We start from the raw sequence: 25,200 nt of genomic DNA, 5'->3' as shown, positions 1-25,200 counted from the left end.
GCTGTCGACCGAGTTTGGCCAAAAGCGCGCATACGAAAAATACTGAGATCACCTTACAATGGCAATTTGGCAATTTGATATGTTCTTAGTTGGCGAAGAAAATACACTGCCGCTTCCCAAGGATGACGGTTGGGAGCTTCCTCAACTACTTGCCGCATCAACACTAAACGCACAACGAACTTTGGTTGCCTCGATGGGTAATCCATGGCTGATGATGGAAGGCTGGATAGTATTCGGGAATGAAGTCGGCACCCGCGTTGATCTTCTCTTTGACTCAGACAAAGTAGAAATTCTCATTCGCTTAGACGCATCAGCAACTGAACGAGAACTTAATGCTGTCTGCTCCTTTGTAGGCGAGCTAAATGGTCGACTCTTCGATCCAGCCACGCGGACACTGCTGCAACCCGACCGCACGACATTAGCTTCTGCTCTGGCCACGTCCCGTGCGGCGGCGTTTTCCCAATCCCCGCGGTCTTATCTGTCAGGACAGTCAAGAGGATAATTAGCTCCACATGCACCGTCCGCTTCGGGGCGAAAGCGGACTCACACGCGTGAAAGGCAGGCAGATTCCCTGACTGCCACGGCACCAGGCACCGCCGCCGTCTGCCCGCCCGAACAACTTGGCTGATACCCGCAACAGCTACAGAACATCAACGCTCCCCCATGCGACAGCGCCACCACCAAAGAAAAACCCCGGCGTACCGGGGTAATTTCTAAGCTTAGCCGCGGGCGCTGCGGGCGGGCAACGCCAGGCGCCGGCTGGCTGAGGCGGAAGCGGGGGCTGGCAAGCCGCCCGCCACTTTCAACGGTTTTGCCTGGGCGTCGCCGCGCAGGCGGAACACGGCCACCACGTCGACCAGCTCGACAGCGCGGTCTTGCAGCGAGGAGGCGGCGGCCGCCGCTTCTTCCACGAGGGCTGCGTTTTGCTGGGTGACCTGGTCCATTTGCGAAATGGCCTGGTTTACCTGTTCGATGCCGGCGCTCTGCTCGTGGCTGGCGTTGGCGATGTCGCCCATGATGTCCGTCACGCGGCGGATGCTGGCAACGATTTCTTCCATCGTAGCGCCCGCCTGGTCGACCAGCGCGCTGCCCGTGTTGACTTTATCCACGGAATCTTCGATCAAGCCCTTGATTTCCTTGGCCGCTGCTGCCGAACGCTGCGCCAGGTTGCGCACTTCGGTGGCCACCACGGCAAAGCCGCGGCCCTGCTCGCCCGCGCGTGCCGCTTCCACGGCCGCATTCAGCGCCAGAATATTGGTTTGGAAAGCAATGCCGTCGATCACACCGATGATGTCGGCGATCTTCTTCGCCGATTCGTTGATGGAACCCATCGTGCCCACCACTTGCGCCACCACGGCGCCGCCCTTGCGGGCCACGTCCGAGGCAGACACGGCCAGCGAATTCGCCTGGCGCGCATTGTCCGTATTCTGGCGCACGGCCGAGGTCAGTTCTTCCAGGCTGGACGCCGTTTCTTCCAGCGACGACGCCTGCTGCTCCGTGCGCACGGACAGGTCCGCGTTGCCGGCGGAAATCTGCGCGGCCGCCACGCTGACCGTATCGGCCGAGGCGCGCACGGTGGCGATCACGCCGACGATGCGCTCGAGGAATTTATTGAAGGCGGTGGCCGTGCGGCCTACTTCATCCATGCGCTCGACGGGCATGGCGGCGGACAGGTCCAGCGAGGCGCTGACCCTTTCCAGGGTGTGTTCGATATTGCCCAGGCCGCCGCTGATGGTGCGGTAGATATGCCAGGCCAGCGCACCCGTCAGCAGCACGGCCACGCCCAGCACGGCCAGCATGGTGTTGAACGCCGTGTCGTAGGCGGCCAGGCTTTCCGCCTTCACGTCATCGACCAGCTTGTTGTTGTAGGCGATATGGTCATCCATGCTCTTTTTCGCGGCGGCAGCCGTGATGGCCAGGGGCGTGCCGGCCAGCAAGGTGGCGCGCACGCCGTCCATGTCGCCCGCGTAGGCGGCGGCAAAGAATGGCGCCAGCGCGCGGCGGTACGCTTCCATGGCGGCCTGGTCGGCGTCCAGCATCTTGCTGTCCGTGGCGTCGTACAGGCGCTCGGCGCGGTAGGTGGCGATGACCTTGTCGAAATTCGTGTTGGCGTCGGCCACGGCCTTGTCCAGCGCCGTCTTGTCGGCCAGGTTCGAGAATACGGACAGGCGGTAGCCGGCCAGGCGCGAATCGGCCAGGAAGCCCTTGGCCGCATTCAAACCCTGGATGCTGGGAATGATGCGGTTTTGCACGGTGTCAAAACGCTCCTGCGCCCGCTGCAGCTGGATGGCGCCGCCCGCGCCCAGCAATAGCAGGGCCAGCAAGGCGATGGTCAGAGTCAAAATTAATTGCTTGGTGATATTCATGGTGTTTCACAGTAAAAAGGTGGCCTGGCAAGGCCAGGCAGGATAAATAGCTGCCGATCAGGTGGCCGGGATCGGTTGCTAGGCCGCCAGCGGGGAAGCATCGGGCGTGCGGCGCAGCAAGTCGCCATGCTGGCGGCAAAACGCCAGGCCCGCCTTGTGGCCCACGTCGAACAGCAGCTGCATGTTCGAGCTGGACCAGTCCAGGGTATCGGGCCAGTGCTGCTCCGGAATGCCGTCCATCAAATCGAGTTTCAACAGACGCCGCTTGGGCTGGCCCGTGCGCGCGTCCGTGTTGTGCTCGAGTTCAAACAGGCGCAGCTCGCTCTTGGAAATCTTTACCAGCGGCGTGATGATGGAACGCACCCAGGCGTCGTACAGGTTGCGCGGCTTGCGCAGCAAGCGCTCGTCGCCCAGGATGTCGAGGATGACCAGGGTATCGGCGTCATGGTGTTCGCCCTTGCCTTCGATAAATGGCTCGAAATTGAGCGTATCGAGGGCCGCGCCTTCGATGTAGTCGTCGCCGGCGATGGTCGTGGGCGCATACAGGAAGGGAAACGACAGGGCCGCGCGCACGTGGATGGGTTCGATCTCGTGCTTGCCCCAGATTTGCATGCGATGCTCGCTGAGGTTGTAGGCATTGATGTAGAAATCGGGGCGCATGCGGGCCACGCCCGAAAAATCCACGGCCTTTTCCAGGAAAGGCAAGTGCGCGCACAGGCCCAGGCTTTTTGCCGACAGGTCAGACGGCGACAGCGACGACACCATCAGCTTGCCCCAGTCCGACCAGGCCGTGGGCACGCCCGCAAACGTTTGCTTGAATGCCTGGAAAAAAGGATTGTTGGCCGGCGGCTGGAAGGCGTCGCGGAAGGTGCTCGCGTGCATGCCCGGCTTCTGGAACACCTTGTAGTTGATCGGAATCATCTTGTAGATGCTGTCGGCCACGCCCGTGTCGGCCCAGCTTTGCAAGGCCTGGCGCGGCGTGGCCTCGTGCGGCGTCGTGTAAAGCAAGCCCATCAACACACCCGCGCCGGAGGCGGAAATGACGTCGAACTCGATGCCCTCGTCGAGGAAAGCGGCCAGGGCGCCAGCGATCAAGGTGGAATTTGGTGCGCCGCCACCAAGCAGCAAACCCGTTTTGCGGGCCGGTTTCGCTGTCGCAGCTGGCACCGGATTCGGCGGCGTCGTCATCACTGTCTTCATGCACACTCCCTGAACGGAACGGGGTTACCACCCCTTAATTGTTGGTTACTACACGCTTAGTGCGCCTAATCCTGCGCATGTCCCCGCAAGCGCCGAAACGATGCAATGTTGCAGAAACAGATATGAAATTAACATAAATAAATGCCATATGGCAATTTCGATAACGCATAACCGGTATTCAGGAAGGGCATAAGCTGATGCGGCGCGGCGTAGCGTGATGCGGCGCAGCAAATATATATCCGGCGGCGTTAGGAATAGTCTCTTTGGGGTAGGAATATTCCGCAACCAGCCACCAGTGCGGCGGCCAGGCGCTTCAACGCAGTAATGCGGGGTCGGGATGGGGCGGGGAAAAATGCAGGTGGGTACACAAATGGTCAACAAAGACGCGAATTTTGGGCGACAGGTGGCGGCTCGACGGCCACAGCACCCAGAACTTGCTTGAGTACAGCAAGTGCTCGGCCAGCACGGCCTGCAGCTCTCCCCGTCCGATGGCGTCGCGCACGATAAAGTCGGGCAGGTAAGCGAGGCCCACGCCCTGCGTGGCGGCGCCGATCAAGGCTTCGATATTGTTGCAAGTCAAGGCGGTCGGCAAGCGCAGTTCGCTGCCGCTGTCGCCCTCGGTCCGCTGCAGCGCCCACTCCTGCAATTTTCCTGTGGTAGGAAATTTATAGCGCACGCAGGCGTGCCCTTCCAGCGCGCGCGGCGTGGCCGGCACGCCGTGGCGGGCGAAATACGCGGGAGAGCCCACGATGGCAAAGGCAAACGGCCCCAGTTCGCGCGCCATCAGCCGCGAATCGGTCAAGGTGCCGCTGCGCACGGCCACGTCGACGCCTTCGGCCACCACGTCGACCAGGCGGTCGTTGAAATCGAGGTCGAGCTCGATCTCCGGGTACAGGCGCGTAAAGTCCGCCAGCAGGGGCAGGATGATGCGGTAGCCGATCACGGGCAGGCTGACCTTGAGCTTGCCGCGCGGCGCCACGGCCAGGTGCGACAGTTCCGCCTCGGCATCGCCGAGGTCGGCCAGGATGCGCTGGCAGCGCTCGTAAAACAGCGCACCCTCGTTGCTCAGGCTGATGCGCCGCGTGCTGCGGTTGAGCAAGCGCACGCCCAGCTTTTCTTCCAGCCTTGCCACGCTCTTGCCCACGGCCGACGCCGACACGCCGAGCAGGCGCCCGGCCGCCACATAGCTGCGCGTTTCCGCCGCGCGCACGAAGGCGGCAATGCCGTTCAGATTATCCATGCCATGTCGATTAGGGAATATTTGTCCGTTATGAGTGGATTTTCAGCCACTTTTTCATCCATTCCGTCCATATTATCATCGAATTCCCTCTTTCTGGAATCATTCCCATGGATACGAATCACCGTATGAAGCCTGCCTCCCCGGCCCGGCGCGCCTTCGTGCTGGCCGCCGTCTGCCTGGCCGCGCTGTGCATGCCGCTCAGTTTTACGGGGCCGGCCATCGCCATCCCCGCCATCGCCGCCGACCTGCACGGCACGCCGCTGGCGCTGGCATGGATCACGAATGCCTTCATGCTCAGCTTTGGCGGCTGCCTGATGGTGGCCGGCGCCCTGGCCGACCGCTATGGCCGCAAGCGCGTGTTCTTGCTGGGCATGGGCGTGTTTTCCGCCGCCGCACTGGCCCTGGCGGCCGCGCCCGGCATCCTGTGGCTCGACGTGCTGCGCGCCGTCCAGGGCCTGGGCTGCGCCATGGCCCTGTCCAGCGGACTGGCGGCGCTGGCGCAGGAATTCGATGGCCCCGCCCGCGCGCGCGCCTTCAGCCTGATCGGCGCCGCCTTCGGCGTGGGACTGGCGTTCGGCCCCTTCATGGCCGGCATCTTGATTACGCATACGGGCTGGCGCGCCATTTTTGCCGCCACGGCCGCGGCCGGCCTGGCGGCCCTGCTGGGTGCCGCGCGCGCCATGCGCGAATCGCGCGACCCGCAGGCGCACGGTGTGGACTGGCCCGGCGCCCTGACGTTTACGGGCGCCCTGTCCCTGTTTACATATGGTTTGCTGCAGGCGCCGCACAGCGGCTGGGGCAGCGCCGCCAGCCTGGGGCTGCTCGGTGGCGCAGCCTTGCTGCTGGCCGTCTTCATCCGCGTGGAGCGGCGCGCCGCGCGGCCCATGCTGGACTTGACCCTGTTCCGCCTGCCCGCCTTTGCCGGTGTGCAACTGCTGGCCGCCGCGCCCGCGTTTTCCTTCGTCGTGCTGCTGGTGCTGCTGCCGGCCCGCTTCATCGGCGTCGAAGGGTATGGCGCCTTCGACGCGGGCCGCATGATGATCGCCCTGTCCGCGCCCATGCTGGTGCTGCCCATCCTGGCAGGCATGGCGGCGCAGCGCTTTGCCGCCGCGCACATCTGCGCCAGCGGCCTGCTGCTGGCGGCGGGCGGCTTGCTGTGGCTATCCACGTGCGCGCCGGGCCAGGCGCCCGCTGCTTTCATAGGACCGCTGCTGCTGATCGGCTGCGGCATCAGCCTGCCCTGGGGCTTGATGGATGGCCTGGCCGTCAGCGTCGTGCCCGTCGAGCGGGCCGGCATGGCGGCCGGCATCTTCAATACGACACGCGTGGCGGGCGAAGGCCTGGCGCTGGCCATCGTCAGCGCCCTGCTCGGTTCGCTTACCGTCGCGGCGCTGGGCGGCGCCGGCCTTGCCGGCATCGGCGTGGAACAGGCGGCGCTGGCCGGCCCCTTCCTGGCGCTGGGCGAACTGCAGCAGGCGGGCGCCTTGCTGCCGCACGCGTCAGGCGCCGAGCTGGCGCAGGCGTATGGCACGGCGTTTCACCACTTGCTGTATGTGCTGGCCAGCATCACCACCGTCTCGGCCCTGCTGATCCTGGCCTTCCTGCGCCACCCGGCCCATGCGGCAACGGACGCGGCCGCCCTGCCCGCCTGCAAGACGCAAAACTGAGCCGCACGATTTTTCCGCCGTCCTTCCCGCCATCCCGGGCGGCGCCCACGCGCCGCCGCCCGCCTTTGATGTTTCTCTGCAACACCTCACCAGCTCGGGAAGAATTCAGGGAACAAAACGAGTTTACTTATCAAAGCGCTTTGAACTATACTCAAAGCGCTTTGAAACATAGTTAAAGCGCTTTGGATGCGCAAAGTGATGCGCGCCGATCCCACACCTATAAAAACACTGGAGACACAATGAACAAATTTTTCTTGAAAGCTTTGCCAGCGGCAGTGCTGATGGCCTTGAGCGCGTCGGCCCAGGCCGCCCTGCCGATCGACTTCGGCGGCTACATCCGTTCGGGCTTCGGCACCAGCGGCGAAGGCGGCAAGGAAGCCTGTTTCGGCCTGGCCGGCGCCTCGTCCAAGTATCGTCTGGGCAATGAGTGCGAAACCTACGGCGAGCTGAAATTCGGCGGCGAAGCATTCAAGGCAGCCAACGGCACCACCTTCCGCATCAATACCCTGGTGGCGTTTTCCGTCAACCAGAACCAGGACTGGGAACAATCGGACCCGTCGTGGCGTGAAATGAACGTGGTGGCCGACAAGATCGGTTCGGGCGCCTTCGCCGACGCGCGCGCCTGGGTGGGCAAGCGCTACTACGACCGCCAGGACGTGCACATCACCGATTACTACTTCTGGAATAACAGCGGCCCCGGCGCCGGCCTGGAAAACATCGACCTGGGCGCCGCCAAGCTGGCCTACGCCATCGTGCGCACGGCCGACGACGGCGACAGCAAGCGCATGGGCCTGTCCCACGACCTGCGCTTTTCCGGCATCAAGGTCAACCCGGACGGCGAACTGACCCTGGGCCTGCAATTCAACCAGAAACGCAACGCGCAAGGCGCGGCCCCTGTCGCCAGCGGCCACTTGCTGACCATCATGCATACGCAAGGCAACCTGCTGGGCGGCTTCAACAAGGTAGCCTTGCAGTTCGGCAAAGGCAGCGCCGCCAACACGGGCGGCTTCAGCCTGGGCGCCGACAAGGACGACAAGGTCACGCGCCTGACGGAACAGATCATGATCCAGCCCAAAGGCGCCTGGTCGGGCATGGGCACCTTCGTCTACGAAGACAAGCAGACGGCAGGCGTGAGCAGCAAGTGGACCTCGATCGGCGCGCGTCCCGTCTACCACTTCACGGACAACTACAGCCTGGCCGTGGAACTGGGCCACGACATCGTCAAGCCGGAAGGCGGCGAGAGCCGCAACCTGACCAAGCTGACGTTTGCCCCGCAATTGTCCGCCGGCAACAGCTTCTGGTCGCGTCCCGTACTGCGCGCCTTCTACACCTACGCCAAATGGAACAAGGCAGCCCAGTCGGCCGCCGCGGCGGAAACGGCACTGTCGTCAACGGGCGTGTTCGGCGGCAAGACCAATGGCAGCTCGATGGGTTTCCAGGTCGAGTCGTGGTGGTAATCGCCGGTATCTAAGTAACCCTCGGGAAATTAGTGTGAATTTATGACAAACAGAACCGGATGCGATGCAAGGCGCTCACTGCGACGCAGTGCGAGCACTGCTAGCAGCGAGCAACACCGCAGAGCGCCGGTTATGGAAGTCAGAAATCACAATAATTTATTGGGGGTTACTTAAAACGTTGGCAAGCGTCCCCGGACGCTTGCCGGTGGCAGCAACACCGCTCGCTTTTTCAGGGGCAAGTAATATCCGGACCCACCATTTCGCCGCTGCACGCGATGGCCGGCAGCTACACTGTAGTGCTTCAGCAGTATCCTCTTTTAGCGCGGGCGCCCCTGGGTTTGCCCGCGTATTTTTTTGGGCGCCGCCGCCGCTGGTCACTACCCTGATCAATCCGGCATTTATCAGATAAACTACCCTTAATCGCATTGCATTGCACCGCACCGCTCCCGCCCACCGGCAGGACGCCGGCAGCGGCAAGATCCACCCAGGATAGACCCCAACTGCAGCATCCATGAACCTCAAAAATCTCGCCAAAACGCTAGGAATATCCGAAACCACCGTCAGCCGCGCCTTGAATGGCTATCCGGAAGTGAGCGAACGCACACGTGAACGGGTGCTGGCCGCCGCGCAGGCAGCCGGCTACCGCCCCAATCCCATGGCGCGCAGCCTGGCCGTGGGACGCACGAATATCGTCGGCATCATCTACCCGCTGATGCCGAACGACCTGGCCGACCCCATGTTCATCGAGATCGTGGGCGGCATGTCGGAAGCGCTGGAAGCGCAGCAGATGGACATGATGATCGCGCCCGCGTCGGCCGGCAACGAATTCCACACCTATGAACGCATGGTCAAGGGCCGCCGCATCGATGGCCTCGTTGTCGGGCGCACCAAGCCCTTCGACGAGCGCATCGCCTACCTGGCGCAACAGGGCATGCCGTTTGTCGCCCATGGCCGCACGCAGCTGAACCAGCCGCACGCCTGGTTCGACTACGACAACGAGGCGGGCATGCGCCTGGCCGTCGAACGCCTGGCGCAGCTGGGCCACCAGCGCATCGGCCTGATCAGCGCCACGCCGGACCTGAACTTCGTGCGCCAGCGCGTCGACAGCTTCCAGCACGCCATGCAGGCGGGCGGCCTGGCCGTCGATCCGGACAACCTGGTCGACAATGCGCACGACCGCCGCGCCGGCTACCAGGCCATGCAGCGCCTGCTGGCCCGCTCGCCCCGCCCCACGGCCGTCATCGTCGACAACCACATGTCGGGCGTGGGCGCCGTGCGCGCCCTGCTCGACGCGGGCATCGCCATCGGCAGCGAGATGTCGCTGATCGTCTGGGGCGTGATGGAAGATTCCCTGGCCGGCCACAACGTCACCACCGTCGTCCAGCCCGACCCGCGCGGCGCCGGCGCAAAGATGATCCGCATGCTGCTGGCCCTGATGGACGGCACGCCCGTCACGGAGCTGCAGGAATTGTGGCCGTGCGAACTGCTGCCGGGCGAATCGGCCGGACCGGTGCTGAACTAGGCGTTTCCCGCCTCCCCTGCCCCGCCGGCCGCCTGGCCGGCGGTGCCGTATTGCCCTCCTGAATCACCCCCATAAAAAAATCGTATGTCTGAGCGTGTATCGCTTTACTTTTCAAAGCGCTTTGAACTATACTCATTTCATACCCAAAGCGCTTTGAATTTTAAAATAAGACGTTAGCCTACCAACCAGCAACGCTGCCCTGATAGCCAAGGCTACAGGCAACTTTTAAGAAATCATTCATGCCGACCATCCAGAACAATCTCGCCCACCTGCCCGCCGACTGGTGGCGCAGCGCCGTCATCTACCAGGTCTATCCACGCAGCTTCCTCGACAGCAATGGCGACGGTATCGGTGACTTGCCTGGCATTACCTCCAAGCTCGATTACATCGCCGCCCTGGGCGCCGACATCGTGTGGATCTCGCCCTTCTTTACGTCGCCGATGAAAGACTTCGGCTACGACGTGGCCGACTTCTGCGACGTCGACCCCATGTTTGGTACTTTGGCCGATTTCGACCGCCTGGTGGCGCGCGCCCATGAACTGGGCTTGAAAGTGATGATCGACCAGGTACTGTCGCACTCGTCCGACAACCACCCGTGGTTCGTGGAAAGCCGCTCCAGCCGCGACAATGCCAAGGCCGACTGGTATGTGTGGGCCGACCAGAAACCCGATGGCACGGCGCCCAACAATTGGCTGTCCGTGTTTGGCGGTTCCGCCTGGCAATGGGAACCGCGCCGCAGCCAGTACTATCTGCACGATTTCCTCGCCAGCCAGCCCGACCTGAATTTCCATAACCCGGCCGTGCAGCAGGCGCAGCTCGACAACCTGCGTTTCTGGCTGGAACGGGGCGTCGATGGCTTCCGCTTCGATTCCTGCAACTTCCCCTACCACGACCAGTTGCTGCGCGACAATCCGCCAGCCGCGCAGCGCGACGCCAGCAGCGTGTCGGCCATCAATCCCTACGGCATGCAAGCGCACGTGTACGACAAGACGCAGCCGGAAAACATCGCCTACCTGCAGCGCGTGCGCGCCGTACTTGACGAATATCAAGCCATTTCCATCGGTGAAGTGGGCGACGACAATGCGCTGGCCACCATGGCCGCCTACACGACGGGCGGCGACAAGCTGCACATGGCTTACAGCTTCAACTTGCTGACGGCGGAGTTTTCGGCCGCCCACATCCGCACGCAGGTGGAAGAATTCGAAGCCAAAGTGACGGACGGCTGGGCTTCCTGGTCCGTGGGCAACCACGACAGCGTGCGCGTCATGACGCGCTGGGGCGGCGAGAACCCGTCGCCGTCGCTGGCCAAGGTGGTGCTGGCCGTGCAGGCGGCGCTGAAAGGCACGCCGTGCCTGTACCAGGGCGACGAGCTGGCCCTGACGGAAGCGGACATTCCTTTCGAGGCATTGCAAGACCCGTACGGCATCCCGTTCTGGCCCCAGTTCAAGGGCCGCGACGGCTGCCGCACGCCGATGCCATGGGTGGCCGATGCGCCGCACGGCGGCTTCAGCACTGCCAAACCCTGGTTGCCCGTGCCGCCCGAGCATTTGGCGCGCGCCGTCGACGTGGAAAAGCGCGATAGCGCCTCGCCGCTGCAGTTTGCGCAGAACATCCTCGCCTGGCGCCGCACCCTGCCGCAATTGCTGCGCGGCGACATCGTCTTCTTCGACGCGCCGGAACCCGTGCTGGCCCTGCGCCGCGACTTGCCCGGACAGCCATCCGTGCTGGCCGCCTTCAACCTGGGCACGCAAGCCGTCACGTTCGCCTGGCCTGAGGCGGCACCAGCGACGGACCTGGCCGGTCACGGTTTGCCGGGCAGCAAGGATGGCCAACAGATCAGCCTGCCCCCGCATGGCGGCTGGTTCGGCACCCTGGCGTAAATCGTCGGCTTTGGCGGCCATGCCGCCAATTACAATAACGAGCCCCGCGCATCAGCGGGGCCGAACAACAGAGTATCGGTGCTTGGAAAAATCGTAGCGAGCGGATGAAAGTTGTGGCTGAGAAGCGCAGCTGTGCGAAAGCACAGTGAGCATCGCCAGCCGCAAGTTCGACGCGCAGTAGATTTGGCCAGGCACATTCAGTGAGAATGAGGACGACAGACATGGCTGGACTGAAGTTAACAGGCCTGAAGAAGGCGTATGGCGACGTGCAAACCCTGCACGGCATCGACCTGGAGATTGCCGACGGCGAATTCATGGTCTTCGTAGGCCCATCGGGTTGCGGCAAATCGACCTTGCTGCGCAGCATCTGCGGCCTGGAAGAGATCAGCGGCGGCGATTTATTCATCGGCAAGACCCGCATGAACGACGTGCCGCCCGCCAAGCGCGGCATCGCCATGGTATTCCAGAGCTACGCCCTGTATCCGCACATGAGCGTGGCGCAAAACATGGCCTTCGGCCTGAAACTGGCCGGCATGAGCAAGGTGCAGATCGCCGACGCCGTGCAGCGCGCCGCGCAGATCCTGCGCATTGAACCCTTGCTCGAACGCAAACCCAAGGACTTGTCGGGCGGCCAGCGCCAGCGCGTGGCCATCGGCCGCGCCATCGTGCGCAAACCCGACGTCTTCCTGTTCGACGAACCGCTGTCCAACCTGGACGCCTCGCTGCGCGTGCAGATGCGCATCGAACTGGCGAATCTGCACCGCGAATTGCGCTCGACCATGATTTACGTCACGCATGACCAGGTCGAAGCGATGACCCTGGCCGACCGCATCGTCGTGCTCAACGCGGGCCGCATCGAACAGGTGGGCGCGCCTTTGGCCCTGTACCACCATCCCGCCAACCTGTTTGTGGCCGGCTTCCTCGGTTCGCCCCGCATGAACTTCCTCAAAGGCAAGATCCACGGCTACACGGATGGCGTGGCCACCATCGCCACCAATGCGGGCGGCCTGCTGCAGGCAGCGCTGACGCAGCCGCTGGCCAACGGCACCCCCGTCACCATCGGCGCGCGCCCCGAGCACGTGCAAGCGTGCGCGCCCGGTGCCGCGGCCGCCATCACGGCCACCGTGCAAGCGGTGGAAAAACTGGGCGACATCAGCTATCTGTATGTGCAGGTGCCAGGCGGCGACGAGCCGCTGGTCGTGCGCGCCGATGCCGATACGGACTGGGCCATTGGCCAATCCGTGGCGCTGCAGGTGGCGCCCGCCCGCGTCCACGTGTTCGACGAGCACGGCCAGACCCGTACCTGACCTACCCCCTTTAGGGGCCAGGCGCTACAGGCGCCGCCTGGCCTGGTTGCATCGTTTCAGCCTTGATATTCAACATAAACTTAGCATAAAAAAAGACACTGGAGATTGACATGTCCTTCACTAACCCGAAACGCAACTTCATCAAAACCACGCTGATCGCCGCCGCCCTGGCCGGCATCGGCAACCTGGCCGCCGTCAGCATGGCGAACGCGGCCGAAGCAGGCACCCTCTTGATCTGGATCAATGGCGACAAGGGCTACAAGGGCTTGGCCAAGGTCGGCGAGGAATTCACCAAGAAGACGGGCGTCAAGGTCGTCGTCGAGCATCCGGAAGATGCGCCGAACAAATTCCAGCAAGCGGCCGCCGCCGGCAAGGGCCCGGACATCTGGATCTGGCCGCATGACCGCATCGGCACCTGGATCGATGCCGGCTTGCTGCAACCATTGACGCCAAGCAAGGAAGCGCGCGCCGCCATCCTGCCGCTGGCGTGGAACGCCTTCACCGTGAGCGGCAAGACCTGGGGCTACCCGATCTCCATCGAAGCCGTCGCCCTCGTCTACAACAAGGACCTGGTGCCGACCCCGCCCAAGACCTTCGAGGAAATCGCCGCGCTGGACAAGAAACTGTCTGGCCAGGGCAAGAAAGCCATCCTGTGGGATTACACGAATACCTATTTCACATGGCCGCTGCTGGGCGCGGGCGGCGGTTTCCCGTTTGAAGTCAAGGCCGATGGCCGCTACGACGCAGCGAAAACGGGCGTGAACAATGCCGGTTCGCAAGCGGGCGTGAATGCGCTGATGACCCTGATCAACAGCGGCGCCATGCCGAAGGGCGCCGGCTACGCCGAGATGGAAGCGGGCTTCAACCAGGGCAAGATCGCCATGATGATCAACGGCCCATGGTCGTGGGACAATGCGCGCAAATCGAAGATCAATTTCGGCGTGGCAACGATCCCTACCGTGGCAGGCAAGACGGCCACGCCATTCGTGGGTGTGCTGGGCGCCATGATTTCCAAGGCCAGCCCGAACAAGGACCTGGCGACGGAATTCCTGGAAAACCAGATGCTGCAGATCAACGGCCTGAAAACCATCAACGCCGACGTCCCGCTGGGCACGCCGGCAAACAAGGTGCTGTTCGCGGAATTGAAAGCCAACCCGAACATCCAGGCCACGATGGAAAGCGCGCAAGCGGGCCGCCCGATGCCGAACAATCCGGAAATGGGCCGCTTCTGGTCGTCGATGCAATCGGCGCTGGAAAACATCACGCAAGGCCGCCAGACCACCAAGGATGGCCTCGATGCGGCGGCGAAGCGGATTACGACCGCCAATTAAGCAGGTCAAGGCGTAGGTCGGATTAGGCCCGAAGGGCCGTAATCCGACACCAGCAGCCAACAATGTTGTCGGATTACGCGGCATAGCCGCTAATCCGACCTACGCCATCTCGTATCATTCCATCTTCACAGGTATCCATCGTGCGCAAGTTTATCGGCCCTACGGTATTGACCATCAGCATGGCGCTGGGTCTGTATCTGCTCTTCATGTTGTACATTTCCGGCCAGACCATGCTGGCTGCCGTCTTCCTCGGCTTGCTGACCCTGACGACGTTTGTCTTCACGTCGCCGCGCGCCTATGCCTACCGTTACCTGTTTCCCGGCATCACGGCGGTCATCGTCTTCGTGCTGCTGCCGATGGTGTACACGGTGTCGATCGGCTTTACCAATTTCAGCTCCCGCAACCTGCTCACCTACGAACGGGCCACGCAATACCTGCTGGATGAAACGCAGCGCGTGGAAAGCGCCGGCTATGCGATGACTGTGCATGCCGACAACAAGGAATACCGCTTGCGCCTGGAAAGCCCGGACACGGGCGAAGTGCTGCTGACGCAGCCGCTGGCCCTCAAGCGCGCCGTACCCCTGACCGTGGAGGTGGCGCCCATCGATCCCGTGCAGGCGCCCGTGCTGACCCCGCCGCTGCCCATCAAGGACATCATCGGCCTGCAAAAGGATTTGAAGCTGCTCACCCTGGTCATGCCGAACAAGATCGAGCTGCGCATGGTGGGCTTGCGCGAATTCGGCCCCGTCGCGCACGTCTACAAGCAGTTGCCGGACAAAACCCTGAAGAAGATCGCCACGGGCGAACTCGTGACACCGAACTTCAAGACGGGTTTTTATGAAATGCCGGACGGCACGAAACTGGAGCCGGGCTTCAAGGTCAACGTGGGTTTCGCCAACTTCGTGAAGATTTTCTCCGATGAAGCGTTCCGCGGCCCGTTCCTGCGCATTTTCGTCTGGACCATCGTTTTCGCCCTGATCAGCGTGGCCACGACGACGGGCCTGGGCATGGTGCTGGCCGTGCTGCTGAACTGGGATGCGCTGCGCTTCCGCGGCCTGTACCGCACCCTGCTGTTCCTGCCGTATGCCGTGCCCGGTTTTATCTCCATCCTGGTCTTCAAAGGCTTGTTTAACAATAACTTTGGCGAAATCAACCTCGTGCTCGACGCCCTGTTCGGCATCAAGCCTGCCTGGTTCTCCGATACCACCCTGGCCAAGGCCATGATTTTGATCGTCAACACCTGGCTGGGCTATCCCTACATGATGGTGGTGTGCATGGGCTTGATCAAGGCGATTCCGTCCGACCTGTACGAAGCGTCGGCCCTGGCCGGTGCGGGACCGCTGACGAATTTCTTCAAGATCACCCTGCCCCTGATCATCAAGCCGCTCACGCCGCTGATGGTGGCCAGCCTGGGCTTCAATTTCAATAATTTCGTGCTGATCAGCTTGCTGACGGGCGGGCGTCCCGATTTCCTCGACACGACCTTACCGGCCGGCACGACGGACTTGCTCGTGTCCTACACCTACCGCATCGCGTTCGAGGATTCCGGCCAGAACTTTGGCCTGGCTGCCGCCATCTCGACCCTGATCTTCTTCCTCGTGGCCGCGATTTCGCTGGTCAACATGCGCCTGACGCGCATGAACAAAGCATAAAGGACCGACCATGGCTATCGTTGTCGACCGTTCCAACCGCTGGCGCATCCTGGCGGCCCACGTCGCCGTGATCGCGCTGATCGCGCTGGTGATGTTTCCCTTCCTGATGATCTTGTCGATCTCCCTGCGGCCCGGCAACTTCGCCTCGGGCAGCCTGATCCCGCCCGAGATCAGCTTCGAGCACTGGCGCCTGGCGCTGGGCATGTCCTACCAGGCGCCCAACGGCACCCTGGTCGAACCGGACTTCCCAGTGCTGCTGTGGCTGTGGAATTCCATCAAGGTGGCCAGCATGAGCGCCACCGTCACCGTGCTGCTGTCGACCACCTGCGCATATGCGTTCGCGCGCATGCAGTTCCGCTTCAAGTCGCAGACCCTGTCCGCGCTGATGCTGCTGCAGATGTTCCCCGCCGTGCTGGCCCTGGTGGCCATCTACGCCATCTTCGATGTGCTGGGCAGCTATGTGCCGTGGCTGGGCATCGACCACCACGGCAGCCTGGTGCTGGCCTACACGGGCGGCATCGCCCTGCATATCTGGACCATCAAGGGCTACTATCAAACCATCCCCGTGGAAATCGAGGAAGCGGCCAAGGTCGACGGCGCCACGCAGTGGCAGGCGTTTGTCTACGTGCTGCTGCCGATGACGGTGCCCATCCTGATGGTGGTGTTCCTGCTGTCGTTCATCGGCGCCATCATCGAATACCCGATCGCTTCCGTGCTGCTGCATGAGCAGAACAACCTGACCCTGGCCGTCGGCTCGAAACTGTTCCTGTACGAGCAAAAATACCTGTGGGGCGACTTTGCCGCGGCAGCCATCCTGTCCGGCCTGCCCATCACGGCCGTGTTCCTGCTGGCGCAGAAGTGGATGATCTCCGGCCTGACGGCTGGCGGCGTGAAAGGCTGACCATGCGCAGCGCCCTGACTACGCTGGCCGCCCTGTTACTCAGCGCTTCGGCGCAGGCAGGGAGCGTCAGCTTCGCAGACAACCCCATCGTCTACTTCGCCGTGACGGACCGTTTCGCCAACGGCAATCCCGGCAACGACCACAGTTATGGCCGCGCGGCCGACCCGCAAGGCGGCGATGTCGGCAGCTTCCACGGCGGCGACATCGCCGGCATCACGCAGCAGCTCAAGGCCGGCTATTTCCGCGACCTGGGCGTCAACGCCCTGTGGATCACGGCGCCGTACGAGCAGATCCACGGCTGGGTGGTGGGCGGCAAGCAGCAATTCCGGCACTACGCCTACCACGGCTACTGGGCGCTCGACTACACCACCATGGATGCCAACATGGGCACGCGCGAGGAACTGCGCGAGATGGTCGACACGGCCCACGCGCAAGGTATCCGCGTGTTGTTCGACGTGGTGCTGAACCACCCGGGTTACGCGGACTTGCGCACCCTGGCGCAATACAAGGTGCCCGTGCTGTGGCCCGGCCACGAAACAGCCACCTTGCGCGATTATCACAGCTTCATCGACTACAACAACTTCGAATTCAAGCAATGGTGGGGCCCGGACTGGGTGCGCGCGGGCTTGCCCGGCTACCTCGACGGCGGCAAGGACGATTTCACCATGCAGCTGGCCTATCTGCCCGACTTCCGCACCGAGAGCGGCAAGGCCGTGGGCCTGCCGCCCATCCTGCAACGTAAAAGCGACACGCGCGCCGTGGCCCTGCCCGATGCGACTGTCCGCACTTACCTTGTCAACTGGCTGGCCGACTGGGTGCGCGAGTTCGGCGTCGACGGTTTCAGGGCCGACACCGTCAAGCACGTGGAGCCGGCCAGCTGGCTGGCCCTGCGCGCGGCCGCCACCGATGCCCTCAAGGATTGGAAAACCCGTCACCCGCAGCAGAAAATCGACGACTCTGCGTTCTGGATGACGGGCGAAGCGTGGGGCCATGGCCCCGAGCGCAGCAGCTGGCACGACGCGGGCTTCGACTCGATGATCAATTTCGACTTTCAAAGCCGCGCCGGCGCGGACTGGAAAAGCATCGACGGCGTGTACTGCCAGTATGCGACGTTGCTGGGCAAACGCATGGGCAATGAACCCCGCTACGACATCCTGTCGTACATCTCGTCGCACGACACGAGCCTGTTCCCCCGCGGGCAATTGCGGCATGGCTTGTCCGCCCTGCTGCTGGCGCCGGGCGGCGTGCAGCTGTTCTATGGCGATGAAAGCGCGCGCGCGCCTGGCGCGGCGCCCGTCGGCGACGAGCAGCAAGCCACCCGCTCCGACATGAACTGGAACTCGATCGACGGCGCCACCCTCGCGCATGCGCGCAAGCTGGGCCAGTTCCGTTTGCGCCACCCCGCCTTGGCGCGCGGCGAACACCGCTTCATCAACGACAAGCCGTACGCGTTCGCCCGCGTGATCGATGGCGATGCCGTCATCGCCGTGCCCGAAGCGCAAGGCGCGCTCGAGCTGAAAGTGCACGGCGTGTTCGCCGATGGCACCCGGCTGCGCGACGCCTATGCGGATCAAACCTATACCGTCAAAGACGGCGCCGTCGCGGTGAACGCGGCCGGCACCGTCCTGTTAGAAAAGGCAGCACCATGAGCAGCTATGACATTTTAGTGGTCGGCGGCGCCGGCATCGACACCATCGTGCGCGTCCCCGGCCTGCAATTGCCCGTGGCCGATTCGCTGCACGTGCCGCCCATCCACGATTACGTGGCGCACACGGGCAACGGCGTGGCGCTGGGCTGCCATGCGCTGGGCCTGCGCTGCAAGTTCATCGATTTCATCGGCGACGATGCGCAGGGCGCGGCCATCCTGCAGCGCTACAAGGATGCCAAACTCGATTTTTCCCATCTCGTCGAACCATCGGGCACGCGGCGCAGCGTCAACCTGGTCGACCCGCAAGGGCGCCGGCTGTCGCTGTACGACGGCCGCCATCCGGAAGACGTGCGCATGCCCGCCGCTTTTTATCTTCCCTACCTGGGGCCGGCCCGCCATTCGCACTTTTCCATCATGGGCTGGGTGGCCGAGCTGTTTGACGACGCGCTCGTGTGCGGCACCAGCGTGTCGACCGATTTGCACGACTGGGATGGCGTCAATCCGCACCACAAGGTCTTTGCCCTGCGCGCCGACCTGGTCTTCCTCAGCACGGCCGCGCTGGGCGAGCGCACGCAGTCCGTCATGCGGGCCATCGTGGCTGAAGGGCGCGCGCAAGCCGTGATCGCCATGGCGGGCGCGGATGGCGCGTACGTGCTGGAACGGGGCAGCGAGACAGTGCGCCACACTCCGGCGGCAGGCTTGAACTTGCCCGTGGTGGACACGAATGGCGCGGGCGACTCGTTCGTCGCCGCCTTCCTGCACGCCTGGCTGGCTGGTGCGGGCATCGACGCGGCCATGCGCCGCGGCGCCATCGGCGGCGCGTTTGCCTGCGCCCAGCATGGCACGCACGAACGCTTCATCGGCCGGGTGGAGCTCGATGACTTATATCAAGACAGCACTAGCTTATGACTTAAAATTCTATCAAGCGTGATAACTTGGTAACGGGTGCATGGCACAATGGCTGCGGATTTCACCACCGCATACCATCGACACCGGAGACCACATGAGAATCGAAACCCTGGCCGTGCACGCCGGCTACACCCCCGACCCGACCACCAAGGCCGCCGCCGTCCCCATCTACCAGACGGTGGCCTACGCCTTCGACAATGCCCAGCATGGCGCCGACCTGTTCGACCTCAAGGTGGCCGGCAATATCTACACGCGCATCATGAATCCCACGCAGGACGTGCTGGAAAAAAGGGTTGCGGCGCTGGAAGGCGGCGTGGCCGCGCTGGCCGTCGCGTCGGGCATGGCGGCGATCACCTACGCGATCCAGACCATCGCGGAAGCGGGCGACAATTTCATCTCCGCCAGCCAGCTGTATGGCGGCACCTACAACCTGTTTGCCCACACCCTGCCGCAGATCGGCATCGAAGTGCGCTTTGCCGATGCGCGCCAGCCCGAGACCTTCGCCGCGCTGATCGACGCGCGCACCAAGGCCATCTTCTGCGAATCGATCGGCAACCCGCTGGGCAATGTCACGGACGTGGCGAAGCTGGCCGAGATCGCGCACGCGCACGGCATCCCGCTGATCGTCGATAACACGGTACCGAGTCCCTACCTGTTCCGTCCCATCGAGCATGGCGCCGACATCGTCGTCCATTCGCTGACCAAATACCTGGGCGGCCACGGCACCACCGTGGGCGGCGCCATCGTCGACAGCGGCAAGTTCCCATGGTTTGATCACAAGGAGCGCTTCAAGCGCCTGAACGAACCGGACGTGTCGTACCACGGCGTCGTCTACACGGAAGCGTTCGGCCCCGCCGCCTTCATCGGCCGCGCACGCGTCGTCCCGCTGCGCAACATGGGCGCGGCCATCTCGCCCTTGAGCGCCTTCCAGCTGATCCAGGGCATCGAGACCCTGGCCCTGCGCATGGACCGCATCTGCGACAACACGCTGGCCCTGGCCAAACACCTGAAGCAGCATCCGAAGGTCGCGTGGGTCAATTACGCGGGCCTGGAAGACCATCCGGACCACGCGCTGGTGAAAAAATACATGCGCGGCCGCGCCTCGGGCATTCTGTCGTTCGGCCTGAAGCTGGCCAGCGGCGAAGATCCCCGCGCGGCCGGCGCCCGCGTGCTCGACGCCCTGCAGCTGTTTACGCGCCTGGTCAACATCGGCGACGCCAAGTCGCTGGCCACGCACCCGGCCTCCACCACGCACCGCCAGCTCAATGCCGAGGAACTGGCCAAGGCGGGCGTGTCCGAAGACATGCTGCGCCTGTCCGTAGGCATAGAGCATATCGACGACTTGCGCGAAGACCTGGAGCAGGCCTTGAACGCGGCGTAAGCCTCTTTTCCACGCCGTCCGGAGGGGACTTCATGCCATCATCGGCGGCATGAACTCCCCTCCTGGATGGGCGAAACATCTGCATCCCCGTGCGCCCCCTGTAGCTTCCTCTCTAGCGTGTATCAGCCCGCGATGCCATAGCGCGATGCCGGCTTGCCGCGCATCGCGCCTGCGAACAGGGCCAGGCGGGCCGCGTCAAAACGCTCCCACAGTTCCGTGTCTTCCACGGAGGGCAAGGTCACCAGTTCGCCCTGGTCCAGGCCAGCCAGCGCCGCATCGACACAGTCTTCGGCGCGCATGATGGTGGCCTGGTCCAGCTGCGCCAGCGGCACGCCGCTCAATTCCCAGATTTCCGTCGCCGTCGATGCGGGCAGCACCAGCTGCACCACGATGCCCGTGCCGGCCAGCTCCTGCTGCAAGCCGCGCGTCAAATTCATCACATAGCCCTTGGTGGCGCTGTAGATCGTGCTGACGGGCAGGATGTGGAAGGACAGCACGGAACCGATATTGATGATGGTGCCGCTGTTGCGCTGCTTGAACCGCGGCAGCACGGCGTAGCTGAGCTCGGCCACGGCCGTCACGTTGACCTTGTCCATGGCGGCGACGCCCGCTTTCGGCGTATCGGCGACGGGCGCCAGGGTCGAGGCGCCCGCATTATTCACCAGCATGGTGATGGCCGGATTTCTGGCCAGTTCTTCGGCCACGCGCTGCAGGTCGGCCGCTGCGGACAGGTCCGCCGCCATGGCGCGCACGGACACGCCATACTTTTCCGCCAGCGACTTGGCCAGCACGCCCAGGCGTTCGACCCGGCGCGCCACCAGGATCAGATCGAAGCCGCGGCTGGCCAGGCGGTCCGCATACACGGCGCCCAGGCCCGACGATGCGCCAGTGACGAGGGCCGTGCCTGGTGTATTGACTGTACTCATGATGATTCCTTTGCAGTTGGTAAATTCGAATGAATGGCTTTCAGCACGACGGACCAAACATGATACTCATCATGCTTTAATGCGACATTAAACATGACGATCATCATGCTTAATGTCGCAAGCATGACGTACGTAATGTATGATGTCAACAGAAATTATTTAATGACCGGGAGAACACCATGCGATACCCAGCGGCCGAAACGGCAGAAAAACACCAGCGCATCCTGCAGGAAGCGGCGCGGCTGTTCCGTGAACAGGGTTTTGACGGCGTCAGCGTGGGGCAGATCATGAAGGCGACGGGACTCACGCACGGCCCCTTCTACAACCACTTCGCCTCGAAGGAAGCGCTGATGGCGGAAAGCACCCTGCACGGCTCGGAGCACTCGCGCGCGGCGCTCGATGCGGCAACCATCAGTCCGGAAGCCATGCGCCAGTATGTGCGCGATTATGTGAGCGCGGCCCACCGCGATGCGCCGGGCAACGGCTGCCTGCTGGCGGCGCTGGCCGGCGACGCGCGCAAGCAACCGGCAGTGCTGCCCGCCTTCACCTTCCACCTGAAATCCATCATCGGCAAGCTGGCCACGCATTTTCCATGGCAGAAAAAACGCAACCCACGGCGAGAAGCCATCGTCATGCTGTCGGCCATGGTGGGCGCCGTGGCGCTGGCGCGCACCGTCGATGATGCCGCGTTTTCGGACGAGATACTGGCGGCGGTCAGCACCGCATTTACAGAGTAGGTCGGATTAGCGGCGCAAGCCGCGTAATCCGACCCACGCTGGTCACGCCGTCAGCACCTGCGCCACCTGCCTGATCCTCTCGTCAACCGAACCTGACACATTGACAAAGGCGATCCCCCGCCGCGCCAGCTCCGCCTGGTACCACGCATGCTGGCGCAGCCTGAAGCTGTCGTCGCGGCGCGTGCCATCCTGGATGAAGGGGAAGTCGGGCGCGCACAGCACGACCAGGTCATACGCATGGCCAGCCAGGTCCAGCAGTTCCGCCTCCGCCTTGCCGAACATCTCGACGCAGTAAAAATACGTGGTCAGGGGCGAGGTATCGCAAAATAGCCAGCGCTGCGCCTGCATTGCGGCTTGCGCTTCGCGGCGCAGCTGTTCCCTGCCGATCTTCAGCAGATCGTCGTAGACCAGGATGCCGTCCTGGCTTTCCCATAGCTCGCGGCCGTACTCGGCCACCCAGGGGCAGCCGAAATGGGCCGACAGCGCGGCCGACAGAGTCGTCTTGCCGCTCGACTCGCCACCGAGCACGAACACGCGCGTGACGAGACTGGCGCGCACCAGGGGCGACAGGAAGGCGGCGTGGGCCTGCGGATCTTGCCGCACCAGGGTGCCGGACACGGGCACCAGCGTTCTCGCCTGGTCCACGCTGACATGCGCCACCGGCGCGCGTGCATAATACCGCTCCAGCACGCGCGCAAAGCCGGGGCCATAGTCTTCGCTGCTGAACACGGCGTCGACGGGCAAGTCCAGCACCGTCCAGCACAGCCAGCCCATGAAGTGGCGATGGTCGTCGCCATCGTCGTCGTTGTGCGGCAGCGTGCGCGCAGGCACGCCGCGCGCCGCGCACAGGACGCCCAGGCGAGCATCGTCGAGCACCACGACGTGCGCCTGCGGAAATTGCGCGCGCAGCCACCCTTCCCTGCGCGCCGGGTCCAGCCCGGGAAATTCGGGTTTCGTGTAGCTGACCACCAGCAGTTCTTCGCTGGCTTCCCGCGCGCGATTGATCAATAGTTCGTGGCCCTTGTGCAGCGGGCAGAATTTGCCGACCACGAGGCCGCGCTTGTATTTTGATGCCAATCCTGTCATGCCGCCGCTTCCCGTAAATCCGAGGTGTATTGAATGATCTTGTCTTCCGCCAGCAAAGTCTCGACCGTGATGGCGCCGAAAAACGGTGCGAGCAAGGCGCGCGCCCGGTCCGCCTGCGGCATGGCGTTCGGCGCCAGGCGCAGCACGACGCTGCCATCGCCATGCTGGTGGATGCCAAACACCGCGATGGCCAGCGGCTTTAGTGCATGCGTGATGTCGATATTATTGATCCACTCGCCGCTGGCCGTCCGGTAGCGCAAGGGGCTGCGGCCCGCCAGTCCCACCAGCACGGGACCATGCGGGCCATGCGCCAGCGACGCATAGTCGCCCGTGCGGTAGCGCAGCAGGGGCAGGCAGAAATTGAAACCGCCCGTCACGGTGATTTCGCCGCGCGCGCCGGTCGGCACGGGCTGGCCGCCGGCGTCGAGGATTTCCACGTACAGCCGGTGCTGCAGCAGCACGTGGCCGCCCGCCTGTTCGTCGTAGACGGCCACGGGGCCCACTTCATTGAGCGAATAGATGTCGAGCACAGGACAGCCGAACCTCGCTTCGAGACGCGCGCGCATGCCCGGCAACAGCATCATCGAGACGGACAGCAGCGCGGCAGGCTTGTGCGTCATCGGCAAGGTCAGCAGTTCGGCAAACGAGATGGGGTCGCCCGCGATCAGCTCGGGCGCCATGGCGTCTAGGTAGCGCGCGCGGTCGTCCGGGTCGCGCCAGTCGTCCACGTGCAGGTTGATCTTCGCCAGGCCCGATTCGTGCATCGTCGGCGTGACGGAGACATAGGTGAAGCAGCGGCGCTGGTGCCCCAGCAGCATCACGCCCACCTGGCCCGCGCCATGGCGCAGGGTCACGCCGAAGCGGCGCAGCGCGCGCTTGTGGAAAGCCAGGTAGCGCCCCGCCACCAGCGGGTGCGAGGCGATCAGCAGCGGGTGGCCCGTGGTGCCCGTCGTCTGGAAATTGATCATGCGCGCCAAGTCCGCATCGTCGGGCACGAAGGCGGCGATATCGTGCGCCAGCTCGGCACGGCTGATGGGCGCCACGTCGGCAAGGCGCGCGGGCGGCGAACCGCAGGCGCGGTAATGCGGCACCGTGGCGTAGGCCGTCTTGAGAAAACCGGGCAGCCAGGCCGGCGGCGCGGCCGCGCTCCAGTCTATCGCCGCGTCCATGACTTCCTGCTCGTAGGCGCGCAGGGCCGCCACTTCCGCCGCCTGCAGCTTGTTGCCGCTGCGGTTGCGGTAGCGGGGCGCGGCGGGATGGCTGCGCAGTTTTTCCAGCATGCGCGCGCCCTCCCGCGTCAGGGTGGGACAGTAATCGCGGTCCGATTCCCAGGCGCCACCCGGCAGATTGGCATCCACGCTCATTCGCGCGACCACTTGTCGGCCGATTCCTCGGCTGCCTTTTTCGCCAGCGCCTCGCGGATTTCCCGCGCGCGCTGTTCGGCCAGCCGGCTCGCTTCGAGCAGGCGGCGGCGCTCCGTGCCGCTGATGGCGGACAGGCGGTCCGTGGCCTGCGCCACGCTTTCCTCCGCGGGACGGAAACCCAGGCGGGCCAGCACGATGCGCGCCAGCTCCTCGCGCCGCTCGGGGTCTTGCGTGAACTGGTGCGCGGGCGTGGCCGCGGCCAGTTCGCGCACCGCCTCGCCCAGCACCTGCAGCAGGTACTGCTGCGGCAACTGCTGGCCGATGAACCACGCGTCGGCCAGCAGCCAGCACGCGATCATGGCCAGGGCCAGCCGGTTGCGGTCCGCCTTCACCTGCGCGCCGAGAAAGCCCTGCAGGGACGCGGCCGGCGCGCGGGCGCCATGCAGCAGCAGGATGTCGTTGACCAGCGCGGCAACCGCCACCGCCTGCGCGTTGGCGACGCCGGAGATGTGCGGCTCGGCGAGGAATTCGGCGGGCGTGTCGGCCAGCCGGTGGGTCAGGGTTTCGAGGTGGGGTCCGATTTGCATCATGATGTCTTTACCTCAACCCAACGGCAAATACTGGGG

At 63.9% G+C, this 25,200-nt stretch carries 20 protein-coding genes; 13 read left to right on the top strand and 7 right to left on the bottom strand.

Going from position 1 to position 25,200, the window contains the following annotated elements; translation table 11 throughout:
- Window positions 1–58 precede the first annotated feature (58 nt).
- Window positions 59–502 (top strand): hypothetical protein, encoded by a 444-nt coding sequence (locus tag GCN75_RS11915; RefSeq protein ID WP_152282704.1) that lies wholly within the window; start codon window positions 59–61, stop codon window positions 500–502.
- A 217-nt stretch (window positions 503–719) separates the two neighbouring features.
- Here the strand turns inward: GCN75_RS11915 and GCN75_RS11910 are convergent, their stop codons facing one another.
- From GCN75_RS11910 to GCN75_RS11900, 3 genes are all read right to left on the bottom strand, one after another.
- Window positions 720–2,366, bottom strand: coding sequence for a methyl-accepting chemotaxis protein (locus GCN75_RS11910; RefSeq protein ID WP_152282703.1), 1,647 nt, complete (start codon window positions 2,364–2,366; stop codon window positions 720–722).
- 78 nt (window positions 2,367–2,444) lie between these two features.
- Window positions 2,445–3,566 (bottom strand): patatin-like phospholipase family protein, encoded by a 1,122-nt coding sequence (locus tag GCN75_RS11905; RefSeq protein WP_405002804.1) that lies wholly within the window; start codon window positions 3,564–3,566, stop codon window positions 2,445–2,447.
- A 313-nt stretch (window positions 3,567–3,879) separates the two neighbouring features.
- On the bottom strand, window positions 3,880–4,806 hold the full coding sequence (locus GCN75_RS11900) for a LysR family transcriptional regulator (protein WP_152282702.1): 927 nt from the start codon (window positions 4,804–4,806) through the stop codon (window positions 3,880–3,882).
- 125 nt (window positions 4,807–4,931) lie between these two features.
- Here GCN75_RS11900 and GCN75_RS11895 point away from each other — a divergent pair, with 125 nt between their 5' ends.
- The 11 genes from GCN75_RS11895 (at window position 4,932) to GCN75_RS11845 (ending at window position 20,461) form a co-directional block, all read left to right on the top strand.
- Window positions 4,932–6,473, top strand: a complete 1,542-nt coding sequence (locus GCN75_RS11895) for an MFS transporter (RefSeq protein ID WP_226941316.1) — start codon at window positions 4,932–4,934, stop codon at window positions 6,471–6,473.
- A 239-nt stretch (window positions 6,474–6,712) separates the two neighbouring features.
- Window positions 6,713–7,930 (top strand): maltoporin, encoded by a 1,218-nt coding sequence (locus GCN75_RS11890; RefSeq protein WP_152282700.1) that lies wholly within the window; start codon window positions 6,713–6,715, stop codon window positions 7,928–7,930.
- Between the two features lie 511 nt (window positions 7,931–8,441).
- Window positions 8,442–9,452: a substrate-binding domain-containing protein gene (locus GCN75_RS11885; protein ID WP_152282699.1), complete on the top strand. Its 1,011-nt coding sequence runs from the start codon at window positions 8,442–8,444 to the stop codon at window positions 9,450–9,452.
- 239 nt (window positions 9,453–9,691) lie between these two features.
- The gene (locus GCN75_RS11880) at window positions 9,692–11,332 is read left to right on the top strand and encodes an alpha-amylase family glycosyl hydrolase (protein ID WP_152282698.1); all 1,641 of its coding nucleotides are present in this window, start codon (window positions 9,692–9,694) and stop codon (window positions 11,330–11,332) included.
- A gap of 221 nt (window positions 11,333–11,553) precedes the next feature.
- Window positions 11,554–12,639 carry an ABC transporter ATP-binding protein gene (locus tag GCN75_RS11875; RefSeq protein WP_152256070.1) on the top strand — a complete coding sequence of 362 codons (1,086 nt, stop codon included), beginning with the start codon at window positions 11,554–11,556 and terminating at the stop codon, window positions 12,637–12,639.
- Window positions 12,640–12,749: 110 nt separating this feature from the next.
- Window positions 12,750–13,970 carry a maltose/maltodextrin ABC transporter substrate-binding protein MalE gene (malE, locus tag GCN75_RS11870; RefSeq protein WP_193317474.1) on the top strand — a complete coding sequence of 407 codons (1,221 nt, stop codon included), beginning with the start codon at window positions 12,750–12,752 and terminating at the stop codon, window positions 13,968–13,970.
- Window positions 13,971–14,110: 140 nt separating this feature from the next.
- A complete protein-coding gene (gene malF / locus GCN75_RS11865; RefSeq protein WP_152282697.1) occupies window positions 14,111–15,622 on the top strand; it encodes a maltose ABC transporter permease MalF in 1,512 nt (503 codons plus the stop codon).
- 10 nt (window positions 15,623–15,632) lie between these two features.
- Complete coding sequence (gene malG, locus GCN75_RS11860) at window positions 15,633–16,523, top strand: maltose ABC transporter permease MalG (protein WP_131377298.1); 891 nt, start codon at window positions 15,633–15,635, stop codon at window positions 16,521–16,523.
- Window positions 16,524–16,525: 2 nt separating this feature from the next.
- Window positions 16,526–18,172, top strand: a complete 1,647-nt coding sequence (locus GCN75_RS11855) for an alpha-amylase family glycosyl hydrolase (RefSeq protein WP_152282696.1) — start codon at window positions 16,526–16,528, stop codon at window positions 18,170–18,172.
- Window positions 18,169–19,080, top strand: a complete 912-nt coding sequence (locus tag GCN75_RS11850; protein ID WP_152282695.1) for a carbohydrate kinase family protein — start codon at window positions 18,169–18,171, stop codon at window positions 19,078–19,080. The genes GCN75_RS11855 and GCN75_RS11850 overlap by 4 nt, the downstream gene beginning before the upstream one ends.
- Before the next feature lie 94 nt (window positions 19,081–19,174).
- A complete protein-coding gene (locus tag GCN75_RS11845) occupies window positions 19,175–20,461 on the top strand; it encodes an O-acetylhomoserine aminocarboxypropyltransferase/cysteine synthase family protein (protein WP_152282694.1) in 1,287 nt (428 codons plus the stop codon).
- A 122-nt stretch (window positions 20,462–20,583) separates the two neighbouring features.
- Here the strand turns inward: GCN75_RS11845 and GCN75_RS11840 are convergent, their stop codons facing one another.
- Complete coding sequence (locus GCN75_RS11840) at window positions 20,584–21,387, bottom strand: SDR family NAD(P)-dependent oxidoreductase (protein ID WP_152282693.1); 804 nt, start codon at window positions 21,385–21,387, stop codon at window positions 20,584–20,586.
- A 179-nt stretch (window positions 21,388–21,566) separates the two neighbouring features.
- Between GCN75_RS11840 and GCN75_RS11835 the strand changes: the two genes are divergently transcribed.
- Entirely contained in the window at window positions 21,567–22,124 is a 558-nt protein-coding gene (locus GCN75_RS11835; protein ID WP_152282692.1) for a TetR/AcrR family transcriptional regulator, read from the top strand.
- 42 nt (window positions 22,125–22,166) lie between these two features.
- Here the strand turns inward: GCN75_RS11835 and GCN75_RS11830 are convergent, their stop codons facing one another.
- From GCN75_RS11830 to GCN75_RS11820, 3 genes are read right to left on the bottom strand one after another with little or no spacing between them, the layout of a single operon-like run.
- Complete coding sequence (locus tag GCN75_RS11830; protein ID WP_152282691.1) at window positions 22,167–23,210, bottom strand: AAA family ATPase; 1,044 nt, start codon at window positions 23,208–23,210, stop codon at window positions 22,167–22,169.
- On the bottom strand, window positions 23,207–24,568 hold the full coding sequence (locus GCN75_RS11825; RefSeq protein ID WP_226941312.1) for a phenylacetate--CoA ligase family protein: 1,362 nt from the start codon (window positions 24,566–24,568) through the stop codon (window positions 23,207–23,209). Before GCN75_RS11825 ends, GCN75_RS11830 begins: the two co-directional genes overlap by 4 nt.
- 2 nt (window positions 24,569–24,570) lie before the next feature.
- Window positions 24,571–25,164 carry a hypothetical protein gene (locus tag GCN75_RS11820; protein WP_226941311.1) on the bottom strand — a complete coding sequence of 198 codons (594 nt, stop codon included), beginning with the start codon at window positions 25,162–25,164 and terminating at the stop codon, window positions 24,571–24,573.
- Between the last annotated feature and the right edge of the window lie 36 nt (window positions 25,165–25,200).

The sequence above is a fragment of the Janthinobacterium violaceinigrum genome, assembly GCF_009208555.1.
GTDB classification, from domain to species: domain Bacteria; phylum Pseudomonadota; class Gammaproteobacteria; order Burkholderiales; family Burkholderiaceae_D; genus Janthinobacterium; species Janthinobacterium violaceinigrum.
This window is presented reverse-complemented; position numbering and strand designations above follow the sequence as displayed.